This is a genomic window from Coprococcus aceti (genome assembly GCF_025567285.1).
Classification (GTDB): domain Bacteria; phylum Bacillota; class Clostridia; order Lachnospirales; family Lachnospiraceae; genus Coprococcus; species Coprococcus aceti.
In genome coordinates this window covers 379,089-394,805 of record NZ_JAOQJT010000001.1, presented here as the reverse complement: position 1 = coordinate 394,805, position 15,717 = coordinate 379,089, and the positions used below count along the sequence as shown (strand labels likewise).

General features: G+C 46.1%; 13 protein-coding genes. 2 read left to right on the top strand and 11 right to left on the bottom strand.

Features of this window, described 5'->3' with window-relative positions:
• Positions 1-84: 84 nt before the first annotated feature.
• The 7 genes from OCV54_RS01760 to mgtE all read right to left on the bottom strand — a co-directional run bounded on the left by OCV54_RS01760 (position 85) and on the right by mgtE (position 9,155).
• Positions 85-1,341, bottom strand: coding sequence for a diaminopimelate decarboxylase (locus OCV54_RS01760; protein WP_055222413.1), 1,257 nt, complete (start codon positions 1,339-1,341; stop codon positions 85-87).
• Positions 1,342-1,382: 41 nt separating this feature from the next.
• Positions 1,383-3,017: a class I adenylate-forming enzyme family protein gene (locus tag OCV54_RS01755; RefSeq protein ID WP_055146095.1), complete on the bottom strand. Its 1,635-nt coding sequence runs from the start codon at positions 3,015-3,017 to the stop codon at positions 1,383-1,385.
• Between the two features lie 212 nt (positions 3,018-3,229).
• Complete coding sequence (locus OCV54_RS01750; RefSeq protein WP_055222412.1) at positions 3,230-3,946, bottom strand: prepilin peptidase; 717 nt, start codon at positions 3,944-3,946, stop codon at positions 3,230-3,232.
• A gap of 25 nt (positions 3,947-3,971) precedes the next feature.
• The gene (locus tag OCV54_RS01745; RefSeq protein WP_055222411.1) at positions 3,972-5,213 is read right to left on the bottom strand and encodes a phenylacetate--CoA ligase family protein; all 1,242 of its coding nucleotides are present in this window, start codon (positions 5,211-5,213) and stop codon (positions 3,972-3,974) included.
• Between the two features lie 41 nt (positions 5,214-5,254).
• On the bottom strand, positions 5,255-5,827 hold the full coding sequence (locus OCV54_RS01740) for an indolepyruvate oxidoreductase subunit beta (protein WP_055222410.1): 573 nt from the start codon (positions 5,825-5,827) through the stop codon (positions 5,255-5,257).
• A complete protein-coding gene (gene iorA, locus OCV54_RS01735) occupies positions 5,820-7,613 on the bottom strand; it encodes an indolepyruvate ferredoxin oxidoreductase subunit alpha (RefSeq protein WP_172678728.1) in 1,794 nt (597 codons plus the stop codon). The genes OCV54_RS01740 and iorA overlap by 8 nt, the downstream gene beginning before the upstream one ends.
• A gap of 147 nt (positions 7,614-7,760) precedes the next feature.
• Positions 7,761-9,155, bottom strand: coding sequence for a magnesium transporter (mgtE, locus tag OCV54_RS01730; protein ID WP_022217442.1), 1,395 nt, complete (start codon positions 9,153-9,155; stop codon positions 7,761-7,763).
• Between the two features lie 396 nt (positions 9,156-9,551).
• On the opposite strand from mgtE, the gene alr reads away from it, so the two are divergent.
• The gene (alr, locus tag OCV54_RS01725) at positions 9,552-10,685 is read left to right on the top strand and encodes an alanine racemase (protein WP_022217441.1); all 1,134 of its coding nucleotides are present in this window, start codon (positions 9,552-9,554) and stop codon (positions 10,683-10,685) included.
• Between the two features lie 31 nt (positions 10,686-10,716).
• Complete coding sequence (locus OCV54_RS01720) at positions 10,717-11,829, top strand: DUF6688 domain-containing protein (RefSeq protein WP_015534364.1); 1,113 nt, start codon at positions 10,717-10,719, stop codon at positions 11,827-11,829.
• A 167-nt stretch (positions 11,830-11,996) separates the two neighbouring features.
• Here OCV54_RS01720 and rsmI read toward each other — a convergent pair whose 3' ends face one another.
• The 4 genes from rsmI to OCV54_RS01700 form a co-directional block, all read right to left on the bottom strand.
• A complete protein-coding gene (gene rsmI, locus OCV54_RS01715) occupies positions 11,997-12,836 on the bottom strand; it encodes a 16S rRNA (cytidine(1402)-2'-O)-methyltransferase (protein ID WP_055222409.1) in 840 nt (279 codons plus the stop codon).
• A gap of 78 nt (positions 12,837-12,914) precedes the next feature.
• Positions 12,915-13,835 carry a tRNA1(Val) (adenine(37)-N6)-methyltransferase gene (locus OCV54_RS01710; protein WP_055222408.1) on the bottom strand — a complete coding sequence of 307 codons (921 nt, stop codon included), beginning with the start codon at positions 13,833-13,835 and terminating at the stop codon, positions 12,915-12,917.
• Complete coding sequence (locus tag OCV54_RS01705) at positions 13,810-14,718, bottom strand: PSP1 domain-containing protein (protein ID WP_015534368.1); 909 nt, start codon at positions 14,716-14,718, stop codon at positions 13,810-13,812. The genes OCV54_RS01710 and OCV54_RS01705 overlap by 26 nt, the downstream gene beginning before the upstream one ends.
• A complete protein-coding gene (locus OCV54_RS01700) occupies positions 14,718-15,710 on the bottom strand; it encodes a DNA polymerase III subunit (RefSeq protein WP_015534369.1) in 993 nt (330 codons plus the stop codon). The genes OCV54_RS01705 and OCV54_RS01700 overlap by 1 nt, the downstream gene beginning before the upstream one ends.
• Between the last annotated feature and the right edge of the window lie 7 nt (positions 15,711-15,717).

Here is a 15,717-nt window from a genome sequence, read left to right as displayed (position 1 = left end):
TCATGCACATAGAAAACCGGCAGTATACAGTTGGACTTCAACTCATATACTGCCGGTTTTCTATGCTTATCTATGGTCTGCCTGTTACAGCTCTACATTCCAGAAATCCTTGATGGTTGCGAAGTAATCCTCAGGTGTCTCTGCACGGCGGATAAGCTTAAATGAGCCGTCCGGTCTGAGCAGAACCTCTGCTGACTTCAGCTTGCCGTTGTAGTTGTAGCCCATGGCAAAGCCGTGTGCTCCTGTGTCGTGGATGACAAGGATATCTCCCATGTCGATCTTTGGAAGCATTCTGTCTATAGCGAACTTATCATTGTTCTCGCACAACGAGCCTGTCACATCATACTTGTGATCGCATGGCTCATTCTCCTTGCCGAGAACTGTGATATGATGGTATGCACCGTACATGGCAGGTCTCATGAGGTTGACTGCACATGCGTCCACTCCGATGTACTCCTTGTGTGTGTGCTTCTCATGAATGGCTGTTGTAACCAGGTGCCCGTAAGGTGCCAGCATGAAACGTCCGAGCTCTGTGAAGATAGCTACATCACCCATGCCTGCCGGTACAAGCACTTCCTCATATACCTTTCTGACACCCTCGCCGATGACCATGATGTCATTTGGCTCTTTGTCCGGTGTATATGGGATTCCAACTCCGCCTGACAGGTTGATGAAGTCAAGCTTCACTCCGGTCTTCTCCTTGATCTCAACTGCTGTCTCAAACAGAATCTTTGCAAGTGTTGGATAATATTCATTTGTCACTGTATTGCTGGCAAGGAATGCATGCATTCCGAATCTCTTCACGCCCTTTGCCTTGAGGATCTTGTATGCCTCGATGATCTGATCCTTTGTCATACCATACTTTGCATCACCAGGGTTGTCCATGATGGTGGTTGATATGGAGAACTTTCCGCCCGGATTGAATCTACAGCAGATCTTCTCTGGAATTCCTGCTGCCTTCTCCAGGAAATCAATGTGTGTGAAATCGTCAAGATTGATGGTTGCGTTCAGCTTCTTTGCAAGCACGAATTCTTCGGCAGGGGTGTCATTGGACGAGAACATGATCTCATCGCCCTTAAATCCCATCTTGTCTGACATCATAAGCTCTGTCAGTGATGAACAGTCTGTTCCGCAGCCCTCTTCCTTGAGGATCTTGAGTATTGTTGGGTTCGGAGTAGCCTTTACAGCGAAATACTCCTTGAATCCTTTATTCCATGAAAACGCCTTGTAAAGCTTTCGCGCATTCTCTCTGATTCCTTCTTCATCGTAAATGTGAAATGGTGTAGGGATCTCCTTGATGATCTCTTCTGCCTTTGCCTTTGTAATAAATGGTGTCTTCATCTTTTTTGTCCTTTCTGTGCTGTATTACGGCAAGTATCTCACTATGCGTTGTTTTCTGCCGCTACCAGGTTCTCACTATTGTGCATCTTACGGAGAAGTGGCTTTTCTATCTTACCTGTAGCATTTCTCGGAACGTGCTCAAATATGATCTTCCTTGGTCTCTTATATCTTGGAAGTTCTTTACAGAACTCGTTGATCTCTTCCTCTGTACAGGTCATGCCATCCTTTACCTCTATGATAGCCGCTGTGATCTCTCCGAGACGGGCATCTGCGATACCGATGACCGCAACGTCCTTGATCTTCTCGTATTTGCTGAGGAAGTTCTCTATCTGTACAGGGTAGATATTCTCTCCACCACTGATTATAACATCTTTCTTTCTATCTACAAGATAAATAAATCCATCTTCGTCCTGCATAGCCATATCTCCTGTGTACAGCCAGCCGTCCTTCAGGCACTCCTCTGTCGCCTTCGGATTCTTGTAGTAGCAGGTCATGACACCAGGTCCCTTGAGGATAAGCTCGCCGACTGCGCCTTGCTCAACCTCTGTTCCGTCCTCATTCACGATCTTTGCCTGCCAGCCGTAGCCCGGCACACCGATGGCTCCGACCTTATGTATGTTCTCTACTCCCAGATGTACAGCACCCGGTCCGATGGACTCTGAAAGTCCATAGTTCGTGTCGTACTGATGGTTAGGGAATATCTCTTTCCATTTCTTTATAAGACTCTGTGGCACTGGCTGTGCTCCGATGTGCATCAGTCTCCACTGTGACAGCTCGTAATCCTCCAGATGTACATCTCCGTTCTCTATGGCAAGCAGTATGTCCTGAGCCCATGGCACCAGAAGCCATACTATAGTACACTTCTCGTCGCTTACAGTCTGAAGTATAGTCTTGGCGCTTACTCCCTTGAGCAGAACTGCCTTTCCGCCCACTATCAGACTTCCAAACCAGTGCATCTTGGCACCTGTGTGGTACAGTGGCGGAATACACAGGAACACATCATCCTTTGTCTGTCCGTGATGTACATTCTCGACCTTTGCCGCATGCATCAGGCTCTCATGGTTGTGCAGAATAGCCTTTGGGAATCCTGTTGTTCCAGATGAGAAATATATAGCCGCATCATCACTGTCCTTGATGTCTCTCTTCTCGAACACGCTTGAGCAGTTGGATGTCAGCTTGTCATAGTCCTCTGCAAATGTAGGACAATTGCCGCCCACATAGAAGAGGATTCTCTTCTCAGCTATCTCGTCAACGACAGCCTCTATACGTCCGATGAACTCAGGGCCAAATACAAGCACGTCAACATCTGCAAGCTCTACACAGTATTTGATCTCCTCCGCATCGTATCTGAAGTTGAACGGAACCACTATGGCTCCCGTCTTCAACACTCCGAAATATATTGGAAGCCACTCAAGGCAGTTCATCATGAGGATACCTACCTTGTCTCCCTTCTGGATTCCACGTGACACCAGAAGATTGGCAAATCTGTTTGCCTTCTCGTTGAACACGCTCCATGTTATCTCTCTTCTGTACTGACATGTAGGATTAGACTCTATGAGTTCATACTCTCTCCATGTAACCCTTCTCGTCTCCTGCACATCAGGATTTATCTCTACCAGAGCGACATCATTTCCATATTCTCTGGCATTTCTCTCTAAGTAATCTGTGATTGGCATAATCGTAACTCCTAACCTCTCTTAATAATTGCTCTTCTTTCTCAATTAAAAGCTTTAACGCGTTAAATTGCACGCTCTTTACAGTATATCCCTCACATGGAAAATATACAATAGGCAATTACATTTGAATACTATCATAAAAAATAGTGCTGATGTATAAGTTTTTTATCACTTATACACCAGCACTATTTCTTTTTCATGGATTCATCACTCTACGCGTAGAATGATGCCTTGATCATATTGATATAGCTGTTCATCATCTGTGATCCCACAAATGTCGCAATCATCAGGCCAACGCTGAGCGCCGGGCCAAATGCGAAATGATCGTCCTTGCCTTTCTTACGCCTTGCAAGAAGTATCACGCCCTGGCATCCACCAATGATAAGTCCGATGAAGAATGCTATGACGGTTGCCTTCCAGCCAAGGAAGAATCCTGCGGCAAACATGAGCTTGATATCTCCTCCGCCAAATCCATCCGGAATGACCAGCACTATCAGGAACAGTGGAAGACTCACACATATCATTCCTATGAGCCTGCTCACAAGTGAGAGATCACCGCCTGTCAGAGAAAATCCGCCTCTTGTAAAGATGGATGCAACTCCAAGCACCAGTATGCATACATTCAGCACAAATGGTATCTCCATGGTGTCCGCGTCTATGAATGTGATGATAGTCAGCAGTCCAAAGAACAGGAATACCGTGACCGCCTCAAGGCTCACATCAAACTGCCACACCATAAGCACTCCGAACACTCCACCAAGGATCTGTATGAACAGACATCTCGGAGAAAACTTCTCAAAACTCTTCGGCTTTCCCTTGAAGATATTCTCATTGTTCGGCAGTTTGAGTATGATCTCATTCGCCAGAGTGAAAAGCACCACCCCAAGTAAAAACGCAACTATACAAGCTGCTATATTGATTGAATTCATAAATATAATATCCCTTCTAAAAATATCACTGCTCACGATGGTCGATGACACGCTGTGTCTTCTTCTCACTTCTAGGCAGTGTTCCAACAGGGACAACAGTGATCTTCGGTGTAACTCCGATCCTTGACTTGAACAGATCTCTGATCTGACGTCCTGTCTGCTCAAAATCTACACGTCCCTCGGCCTCAACTGTAACCAGCATGATATCCTTATTGGCAGGCTCATCATGGGCTATATTTATGGTGTACTCACTTGGAACTCCATCCACGAGTGCAAGCAGCTCCTCAACCTGACTTGGGAACATATTTACGCCGTGTACCTTGAACATATCGTCACTTCTGCCCTTGATGATATCCAGTCTGGGATGCTTTCTTCCGCATGGACACTCACCCGGAATGATCCTTGATATATCGTGTGTCCTGAAACGGATGAGCGGAGCTCCCTCCTTCACCAGAGTAGTGATGACGATCTCACCCTCCTCGCCGTCCGGAAGAGTCTTGCCGGTCTTCGGATCTATTATCTCTATATAAACATAGTCATCCCAATAGTGCATTCCATTCTGGGCATCACAGCTTATTCCGATACCAGGTCCATAGATCTCTGTAAGTCCATATATATCATACAGCTCTATTCCAAGCTTCTCTTTTATATACTTTCTCTTCTTCTCACTCCAGCGCTCCGAGCCAAATACACCCTTCTTCAAATGTATCTTATCCTTAAGCCCTCTCTTATCTATCTCCTCGGCAAGAAGAAGTGCGTATGATGATGTTGCTGTGAGAACTGTACTTTCAAGATCGATCATCATCTGTAACTGTTTGTCAGTATTTCCAGGGCCCATAGGAATCACCATGGCACCAAGCTTCTCCGCGCCTGCCTGAAATCCTATTCCGGCTGTCCACAGACCATATCCCGGAGTGATATGTACTCGGTCTTTCTTTGTCACTCCGGCTGTCTCGTAGCATCTTGCGAACATGATCGCCCAATCATCGACATCCTTTGCTGTGTAAGGTATGATGACCGGCTTTCCTGTTGTTCCTGAAGATGAATGGATACGTACCACTTCCTCATCCGGAACAGCCTGTATTCCCAGCGGGTAAGCATTTCTCAGGTCATCCTTGCTTGAAAACGGAAGCTCCTCAAACGCCTCCTGACTTGCCACCTCTGTTATACCAAGCTCTCTGTACTTCTTACCATAATAGCTGTCAGTCTTTACAAGTCTCTTTATCTGAGCATCCACCTGACTGAGCTGTGTGTCATTTAACTTCATAATTTTTACTCTCCTTTTCCCTTTTGTCAGCCCATCGCCAACTACATCTTCATCGCATATTCAAATACTTTCTTGTTCACCTCTACAAACTTCGGATTCACTCCATTCTCAATGGCTGATATGATGTCTGCCTCGTCTAGTCCCAGTCTGCCGCTGGCTGCTGCAACTCCAAGAAGTGCTATGTTGTAGAACTTTGCCGAACCAAATTCACGGCTTATCGCCGCGCCATCCATGACTATGCAGTCACATTTGTCCTTCAGGTAGTCAAGCATCGGCTGTGCCTCGTAGCCTGAATTCATGAGCGAGTCAGTCGCCGGCTTCACCGGGACGTTGTTGGTGATGACGATTCCTCCCTTTTTCAGATAAGCCAGATTGCGCACCGCCTCTGCAGGCTCAAACGCAAGTATAATGTCAGCACCGCCCTGGGCTATCAGTGGTGAATACGCCTCACCAATCCTCACATGGCTCGTGACACTTCCGCCTCTCTGTGCCATACCTATAGTCTCCGCCGAATGTACCGTCTCGCCCTTTGCCATATACGCCGATGCGATGAGCTTGGACGCAAGAACCGTTCCCTGTCCGCCTACACCGCAGACCAGAATATCCTTATTCATTGCTAGCACCTCCTATCGCACCCACCGGACAGATCTGTGAGCACAGACCGCATCCCGTACACAGGCTTTCATCTATCGCCACCTTGCCATCCTTCAGGATGATTGCAGGACAGCCTATCTCTCTGATACATTTCTTACACTGTATGCACTTTTCGGATATCTCCATCTTGCCCGACGGCTTGGTGATGGCTATACAAGGCGACTTGAAAATGATCGCCTTAACTCCTCTGATATCCGCACACTCTTTGACTGCTGCCACGCTGGCCTCAAAATCAAGCGGATCAACAGTGACTATCTTCTTCACTCCGATTCCCTCAAGTACCTTCTGTATGCTCACCTTGTCCACGAACTGGCCCATCATATTGCGTCCTGTTCCCGGATGTGGCTGGTGTCCCGTCATGGCTGTGGTCGAGTTGTCGAGCACACACAGGATCATATTCGCATCATTGTAAACTGCATTTACCACTCCTGTCATACCTGATGCAAAGAATGTGGAATCTCCCACAAATGCAAAGCACACGCCGTCTTCATCCACCCAGTGGAAGCCCTGCGCCATGGTGATTCCGGCTCCCATGCACAGACAGGTATCCACCATGTCAAGCGGCATGGCATTTCCAAGTGTATAGCATCCTATATCTCCGCAGAAGTAGCTCTTTCTGCCAGCCATCGCTTTCTTTACCGCGTAAAATGACGCTCTGTGAGGGCATCCTGCACACAGCACCGGAGGTCTCACAGGAAGCTCTGGTGCATCTGACACATCCACCTGGGAAGTCTTCTCAAGGTCAAGGAAATCGCACAGGATATCCGCAGCCTTGTTGGTAGAAAGCTCTCCGCTCGCCGGCACATCCCCGGTCTGCTTGCCTCTGACATCTATATCCATATGATATTTGCCTGCAAGGCGTAATATCTGATTCTCTATGTATGGGCTGAGCTCTTCAAGACACATGACCTCCGTCACTCCGTCCAGCACATTCTTCACGAACTGCTCAGGGAACGGATGTGGAGTTGCTATACGGACCAGCTTCACATCAGGCACATTCTTTAGTGTCTCCTTTGCATAGCAGTAGCTGATTCCCGATGCGAATACCGCCTTGCTGCCGCTGCCCTCCACCGTGTTCATGGAGTAGCTGCCGAAGTCGTCCCCAATCTCTACATTTCTTTTTTCTATCATGGCATGATTGGCAAATGACAATCTCGGGAAGATGACCCATTTCTTTGAATCCTTTACAAATCCCTCATATTCCTTTGCCTTCCACTCGTCTTTTACCTCTATGGATGCGTATGCATGACACACTCTTGTTGTCGGTCTGAACAGAACCGGTGTCTTGTATTTCTCCGAGTAGTCAAATGCATCCTGTATCATCTGATATGCCTCCTCAGGAGTCGACGGGTCAAATACCGGGATCCTGCAGAAGTCTGCAAACATCCTTGTATCCTGCTCCGTCTGTGACGATATCGGTCCCGGATCGTCCGCAGACACGATGACCATTCCGCCCTTTATCCCGACATACGCCAGCGACATAAGCGGATCCGATGCCACATTGAGACCCACCTGTTTCATGGTCACAAGTGTCCTCGCTCCACTGTATGATGCACTGGCGGCAACCTCCATAGCCGCTTTCTCATTTACCGACCACTCCACATGGACTCCGTCATGCGGGTATTTTGCTACTGTCTCCAGTATCTCCGAAGACGGGGTTCCCGGATATCCCGCCACAAGGTTCAGACCCGCCGCAAGTGCACCGAGGGCTATGGCCCCGTTACCCATAACATATTCTTTTCTCATAACAATACTACCTTCCAAGTCATTTATAAATTCTCTTATATTTCGATATTATACCCTCCACGGCTTTCAATGACAACAAATATTCGGGACAGCACCACTTTACTGTTATAAAGTGGTGCTGTCCCGAATATTTTCTGCTATATATCTCTATACAATTTGCATGCACTGTATGAGCAGCAGCCACGCAAGTCCATAGTATGTGATAACCGCCACAAGATCATTTACCGTGGTGATGAGCGGGCCGGATGCCACTGCCGGATCAACCTTGATCTTGTGAAAGAACATAGGTACAAGGGTTCCAACCAGACTTGATATTACCATTGCCACTAGCAGTGATACACCAACACAGCCAGATATCATAAACGCTTTTCCCATAGTGAAACCTTTGAACACACCGATATATACCCCAAGGAAGATCAATGACAACGCTCCTAGGATCAGGCCGTTTCCAAATCCAACTCTCATCTCCTTGACCACGAGCGACATTTTTTCCTTTCCTGTCAGATTCTCATCCATGAGCACACGGATCGTCACCGCAAGGGACTGTGTGCCGACATTGCCCGCCATATCCAGAATCAGAGACTGAAAACACATGACGATCGGCAACACCGCCACCACACCTTCAAATGCTCCGACAACCGTGGACACTCCCATGCCCAGAAACAGCAGTATGATGAGCCACGGCATGCGCTTTTTCATGCTTTCAAATGTTGTCTCCTTCAGATCTTCCTCCGCAGTCAGACCTGCCAGCTTGGCATAGTCATCACCCATTTCATCGTCCACTGCCTCTATGACATCCTGTGCAGTAAGGATACCGATTATCTTTTTTTCGCCGTTCAGCACAGGGAGGGAATCCTCCGCATAATCTTTGATATCTTCTATGCACTCCGATATCTTCTCATGATCTATCAGATACGGATAGGAATCAATGATTATATCGTCCAGCTCATCATGCTCTCTGGCAATTATGAGATCCTTCAGATCTATGGCGCCGCAGAACCTTCCCTCGTCGTCAACCACGTAGAGTGTTGATATATTGTCTTTTTCTCCCGCCTGCTGTACAAGCTCGTGCATGGCCTGACGTATGGTCAGATTTCTCGATATGCTTATATAATTGTTGGTTATAAGACTTCCTATCTCATCATCATCGTAGGAATTTATGAGACGGATATCCGCCTTCAGATCCTCGTCAAGTATCGGACGCAGCTGATTCTTGACTTTCTCATCCACATCCTCCAGAAGATCGACAGCGTCGTCCGAATCCATCTCATTTATGACTTCTGCCAGCCTGCCTATACCCAGCTCCTGTATATACTCCTCCGGTTCCTCTATATATGAAAAAATGTTGGATATCCATTCCGGATCAAGACTGTCATACAGGGATTTTCTCTCCTCATTTGTCAGCAGCTCCAGACTCTGTGCAATGTCCTTCTCGTGGTAATCCTTCAGCCTGTCAACAAGCTGTTCCCGGTCATAACCACTTCTTATTATCGTTACGATATCCTGCGCAAATGTTGATTCCTTTAATATCTCTTTCGTCATTCTAAGCCTCCATTCTCCCTAAAAAGGGCATAAAAAACCATCGTAGCAAATGCTACGCAAACTCTACTGCTTTGTTGCGACATTCTTTAACGATGGACAGACTTAGACCATATATAAAAAGCGCTTATACAGACACCTGAAGATAATCCGGGTCTGTTTCATCGTTATATGTACTTCGACCATGACTATCACAACTGTCCATATTTTTCGCCTCCTTTGTTTTTTCCTTTTAGGTATAATAACATGACACCAAACAGAAATAAACATAAGCTTTGTAAAATATATATTCTGCGTGGCTTTTGACAACATCATAACACACATGTTGACTCATTCAACAAATAAAAATATAATTACATGGTTACTATAATTTGACAGTTGTAAAACAGGAGAATAACTATGAATAACAGACCATTTGCAGGAAGAACTGCAGCCGTTATAGATCTGGCAAAGCTCAGGAGCAATATTGCCAACATAAAATCAAGACTGAAACCGGGTGTTGAATTTATCGCAGTCATGAAGGGCGATGGATACCGCCACGGCATTGCAGGACTTTACCCGACACTCAAGGAATGTGGCATAGACAGCTACGCCGTTGCCATCTGGGAAGAGGGAAAGATGCTCAGGGACGCGGGGGCCACAGAGTCTATCCTTATCCTCGGCGATACAGCAGATGACATGCTGGACGAGGCCGCAAAGTACGACCTTGATCTCACTGTCTTTTCAATGGAGGGTGCTGAGAACATGGCTGCCGCTGCAAGAAGAGCCGGCAAGAAACAGAATGTCCAGATAAAGCTGAACACCGGTATGAACCGAATAGGATTCCCGGTATGTCAGGAATCATTTGACACTATAAAGAAAATCTGCGAGATGGACGACCTGAACGTAACAGGTATATTTACACATTTTGCAAGGGCAGATGAGGGGGATCACACAAGTGCAAGAAAGCAACTTGACCTATACCTCCACGCCGTAAATGAACTTGAGAAAATGGGGGTTGTCATACCAAAGCACCACGTAGCCAACAGCCCTGCCATACTGATGTTGCCTGAGGCACAGCTCGACGCAGTCAGATGCGGTGATATCCTCTATGGTCTCACTCCTTCTGATGATTTTGACTGGAAGAATTCAGGACTTCAGGAGATCCTCAGCTGGTACACATACGTTGCCATGGTGAAGGAGGTTCCTGCCGGATCTGAGATTGGATACGGCGGAACTTTTGTCACTGAAAGACCTACAAAGATCGCCACACTTCCGGTAGGATTTGCAGACGGCTACAGCCGTTACCTGTCCAACAAGGGCAAGGTCATCATAAATGGTCATGAGGCGCCGATCATCGGACGCGTATGTATGGATCAGTGCATGGCGGACGTCACAGACATCCCGGATGTACAGCGCGGCGACACTGTAACCCTTCTCGGTGAGGGCATGTCCATCGAGGACATGGCAAATATGCTTGACACGAATGTGGATGTGATCGTGTGCAACATATCGGTAAGGGTTCCGAGGGTGTATATAAATGGGGATATCTGATCGGCAGTATTGGGGAAAGGGAGATTTGTAAATGTTTCATTTGAACGACATATTAATATTTTTATTTTTCGGTATAGTCGCATTTGTTATACCCGGAACTTTAACAGTCTGGAATATTTACAATTGTTTTTCTGCCAAACCAAAAAAGGAAAAGCTTATCTCAACCGTAACCGTTCTGGTTGGCGGCCTGTTATATCTGATGCTGTTTGCGATAACGTATGATACAGCCGGCGACTGGTATGAACAGGTTAATACTATGCAATTTCACTATGTGATTTCTTCCGGGTATTGGGGAATTTCCTGGGTTGCTTTATTAGGATTTGCTGCATATTTTGTGTTGTTATACATAAATGCAGACCGACTGCCGCCATTAGTATCCGCGGCTGCAATTTCCTTTATTATCCTGCTTAATATATTGCAGATTACGTTTGCTGTTCAGTTATCTAAAAATATCAATAATCCCTTAGAATTGTCATTTTATGTTTATCATTTCAACATATTGCTGTTATCTGCAAGAGCAATTCAGAGGCATATGCTGCAACAGGTAGAAATCTTTAAAAACAGAGCAGCAGCACAGGATAACAATATACGTTTCAAGAAATTTTACGATATCATTAACAGCTTATCCAGGTACACCTTTGTAATTTTTGTTGCACTGTTTCTGGTTGTGGCAATTATCGAGATTATATTTGTCCTAATTGGTCAGGGACTGGATGCTCCGATTAAGGCATTTACAGATACTGCAGATTGGACATTTTCAAAGCAGACACCACCACCGCCATCAGATTACGAAGGACATTATCTTTGTACGGTAGCCGCCGGTGGGCACAAAAAAGTTGTGAAACCGCTTAGATTTGGAAGCAGGAGAGGTGCAACGATCATTGTAAACAGGCAATTATGTATTGCCAACGCATTTGAAGAAGTGATTCAGATAAAATTTCCAAGTTTTCACAGGATGGTTCGCCACATATATGATACATACGGCTATCCGCTGTCGAAACTCATAACAAATCCTCTTAGAGCGGATGTTGTTTATATTATAATGAAACCATTGGAATGGATATTTTTATTATTCTTATATCTGGTTGATGTCAGACCGGAACAGAGAATAAGAAACCAGTATGTTTTACAATTCAAAAGATAAGGTGTGAATATGGGGAGTGTTATTTCCATCATGTCTATTATTATCTCCATCATTTATTGATAAAATGATGGAGATAAATCTGAAATGAAGGAGATTTTTAAGCAAGAAGTGTCAGGTACAGATAATCTTTTGTTTATCCGCACCTGACACCAATCTACCTCCGTTTTCTATTTCATCACCGCATTATACACATCCCTCTTAGGGACTCCGCGGTCTACAGCTGCCTGCTTGATCGCATCCTTCTTGGACATACCCTGATCAACGTACATCTGGACATGTTCCTCCACGGACATAGCCTCGAACGAGCTCTTCTTCTCCTCCTCAAGCTTCTTCACATCAAGCCCTTCTATCACTATGACGAATTCTCCTCTCGGATCTTCCCCCTCGTAACGAGCTATCGCCTGAGAGAGCATCATAGGCTCTATGGTTTCATGTTTCTTGGTGATCTCTCTGGCAAGCGTGATATGCCTGTCACCTAGTGTCTCCATGAGTTCCACCAAAGTCTTCTTAAGCTTGTGGGGCGCCTCATACATCACCATGGTCCTAGTCTCTCGCTTCATCTCCTCAAGAACCCTCGCCCTGTCCTTCTTGTCATACGGCAGAAACGCCTCAAATGCAAATCTTCTGGTCGAAAGTCCTGAGCTGATGAGCGCCGATATACATGCACACGCCCCCGGCACCGGTGTAACCTCAAGCCCTGCGGCAAGAGCCTGTCTCACAAGCTCCTCCCCGGGATCAGATATACCCGGAGTTCCGGCATCAGTGATAACTGCAACGCTTTGTCCCTGCTGCATCTTCTCAACGAGAACCTTCGCCTTATCGTATTTGTTGTATTCATGATAGCTTGTCATCGGAGTCTTGATCTCGAAATGATTGAGCAGCTTGATACTGTTTCTTGTATCCTCAGCCGCTATCACATCCACCTCTTCAAGAACCCTGACAGCCCTGTATGTCATATCCTCAAGATTACCTATAGGTGTCGCCACCAGATATAATTTGCCTGCCATATATAAACCTCACTATCTGTAATATGTACATTAGGGTGTTTACAACATTTTTCACTTTCATGCTGCAGCCGTTGCCTGTTACCGCTTTGCACTGCCTTCATACGTCGCCAGCAGCTGCTCCGTATACACTCCCGGAGCCTTGTAGACTATCATAGGCGGATCGATCTTGATCATGGAATTGCCACCCTTCACAGCCTCAACTATCACCATGTTCGGCTCCTTATCTATGTATGGGTGTACGAGCTGCATCCTCTTCGGCTCAAGCCTGTGCTCATGCAGACATTCAAATATCTCAGCAAGCCTGAACGGCTTGTGTATCATATAGAAGCTTCCGCCGGGTTTAAGGGCATACTCTGCCGCCGCCACCACCTGATTCAATGTCACATGTACCTCATGTCTCGCTATGTTCTTAGGTGCATCCGGATTCTCCAGACCGTGACTGCCCTTTATGTATGGCGGATTTGAGGTCACTATGTCAAAGGAGGCCTTCTTGTAGTTACAAGAGACCTCCTTTATATCTCCGTTATCTATTCGCACTAAACCGTCAAGCCCATTGAGGCTCACGCTCCTTGCCGCCATGTCCGCACATGCAGGCTGAAGCTCTATGCCTATAAACCGTGCTCCATCTGCCATTTTACCGCTAGGCTGCTGATCCACCCCTGCATCCGAATTAGTAACTCCATCTACGGCAATACAATCATGTGAGGATCTACAAGCATCAGCATTCAAACCAGCAAGTCTCTCTTCACGGGTAAGAGCGCCTTCCCCATACTCCTTTGCAGCAAGAAGTATAGGTATGATACCTGTTCCCGTTCCGAGATCCAGATATCTGCCACCGCGCTTAAATCTCACATAGTTTGCCAGCAGCACAGCATCCATCCCAAAGCAGAACATTCCGCTGTTCTGTATGATCTGATAACCCTTGCACTGCAGGTCATCTATCCTCTCACAGGATTTTATAACCACTTCCGGTCTAATCGTCAAATTTGGACTTTCCACCCTTGTCCTCCAATGCCTCAAGTGCCTTGTACTCCTCAGCACTGAGTCTTTCTGAATTCTTTCTTCTCTTAGGCTTGAACTTGAGTTCAGCCACAGGATACTCCATAACTTCCTTGTTGTCATCCTTGTCTGTCACCACGATCTTAACCTTCTGTCGGAGAACGTTCACTGACATGACCTCGCCCTTGTTGCCATCTATGGTCCTGACGAAATCTCCTACATTCGGAAGCTTCTCATTCAGATACTCGTAAGTGTCCTGCTCATGCTTCAGACAGCACATAAGTCTTCCGCACACACCGGATATCTTAGTAGGATTCAGTGACAGGTTCTGCTCCTTTGCCATCTTGATTGATACTGGAACGAACTCCGACAAATGCTTGTTACAGCAGAGCTCCCTTCCACATATGCCGATTCCGCCAACCATCTTGGTCTCATCGCGGACACCGATCTGTCTGAGCTCTATTCTTGTCTTGAACACAGATGCCAGATCCTTTACCAGCTCTCGGAAATCGATTCTCCTGTCTGCTGTGAAGTAGAACAGCACCTTATTGTTGTCAAATGTATACTCAGCCTCGATGAGCTTCATGTCCAGCTTATGCTTTGCGATCTTCTCAAGACATATGCCAAATGCTCTCTTGCTCTTCTTCTTGTTATCCTCGTATCTTCTGGTGTCATCCTCTGTGGCAATTCTTATGATCGGCTTGAGTGACGCCGTTATCTTGCCCTCTTCTACCTCTCGTCTTCCCAGAACCACTTTGCCGTACTCCACACCCCTTGCGGTCTCGACAATGACAAAACTGCCGGCCTCGACCTCAAAGTTCTGTGGATCAAAATAATATATCTTACCGTTTGGTCTGAAACGAACTCCTATAATCTCTTTCATTAACAATTCTCCTTCATGGTTAGGAGCATAAGCTCCATGACAATGTCAAAGCTGACATTCGCCTCAAGTCTGACCTTGGCCTTGTCCATAGACTTGAGTACCTTTTCTATACCCTCATAGCTGATGTGTGAGGACTGCTTTCTTATATCAGAATAATACTCCTTGAACATCAACCGGCCCGGGTTATTTGACACCTTAAGCATAAGAATGTCCCTGTACCACATCATCATCAGATCGATGTAGTCACTTACCTTGAGCTTGTACAGCTCCATATTCTTAATGGCAAATATCATGTCATCAACCGACATATCACTTATATGTCTCATGAACTTCACCACATTTTCCTTGATCTCCTTGTACTCATCACTAGTTGCAAGCCTGATGGCCTTTCCCAGATTGCCCTGGGCAAAATCCATACAGAAGTCAGCCTTCTGCTTGTCCAGCTTGAGCTCGTTCATGAGATAATCAAGTATATCATGTTCTCTGACAGGCTTCACATTCAGCACTATACATCTGGACTGTATAGTCTGAAGCATCTTATCAAGATTGTTGGTGAGCAGTATGATTATTGCATAGGACGGAGCTTCCTCGATCGTCTTTAACAAAGCGTTCTGTGCATTCACATTCAGAAGCTGTGCATCCTCTATAACATATATCTTATATCTGCTGCTATAAGGCTTGATATCAATATCAGAATTCACCTGATCACGTATCTCTTCAACCGAGATCACATTTGGCTTGTCGTGGGTCACCCACACGATATCAGGCTGATTTCCCGTCTCACACTGAAGACATGACTTACAATGATTACATGGCTCTGTACCGCCCTCCTCACACTGGAGAGTCTTGACCAGCGCCCTGGTAAGGGTCTTTTTTCCACTTCCTGTCTCGCCATTGATGATGTAGCCCTGGGATATCTTACCCAGCTCAATGCTACTCTTGAAGTGGCGTATTATGTCCTCATGTCCGATTATGTCTGTGAAATCTATCATATATACC

Coding starts and splice junctions, on each gene's coding strand:
- OCV54_RS01760 (WP_055222413.1), bottom strand. CDS start 1,341: ATGAAGACACCATTTATTACAAAGGCAAAGGCAGAAGAGATCATCAAG.
- OCV54_RS01755 (WP_055146095.1), bottom strand. CDS start 3,017: ATGCCAATCACAGATTACTTAGAGAGAAATGCCAGAGAATATGGAAAT.
- OCV54_RS01750 (WP_055222412.1), bottom strand. CDS start 3,946: ATGAATTCAATCAATATAGCAGCTTGTATAGTTGCGTTTTTACTTGGG.
- OCV54_RS01745 (WP_055222411.1), bottom strand. CDS start 5,213: ATGAAGTTAAATGACACACAGCTCAGTCAGGTGGATGCTCAGATAAAG.
- OCV54_RS01740 (WP_055222410.1), bottom strand. CDS start 5,827: ATGAATAAGGATATTCTGGTCTGCGGTGTAGGCGGACAGGGAACGGTT.
- iorA (WP_172678728.1), bottom strand. CDS start 7,613: ATGAGAAAAGAATATGTTATGGGTAACGGGGCCATAGCCCTCGGTGCA.
- mgtE (WP_022217442.1), bottom strand. CDS start 9,155: ATGACGAAAGAGATATTAAAGGAATCAACATTTGCGCAGGATATCGTA.
- alr (WP_022217441.1), top strand. CDS start 9,552: ATGAATAACAGACCATTTGCAGGAAGAACTGCAGCCGTTATAGATCTG.
- OCV54_RS01720 (WP_015534364.1), top strand. CDS start 10,717: ATGTTTCATTTGAACGACATATTAATATTTTTATTTTTCGGTATAGTC.
- rsmI (WP_055222409.1), bottom strand. CDS start 12,836: ATGGCAGGCAAATTATATCTGGTGGCGACACCTATAGGTAATCTTGAG.
- OCV54_RS01705 (WP_015534368.1), bottom strand. CDS start 14,718: ATGAAAGAGATTATAGGAGTTCGTTTCAGACCAAACGGTAAGATATAT.
- OCV54_RS01700 (WP_015534369.1), bottom strand. CDS start 15,710: ATGATAGATTTCACAGACATAATCGGACATGAGGACATAATACGCCAC.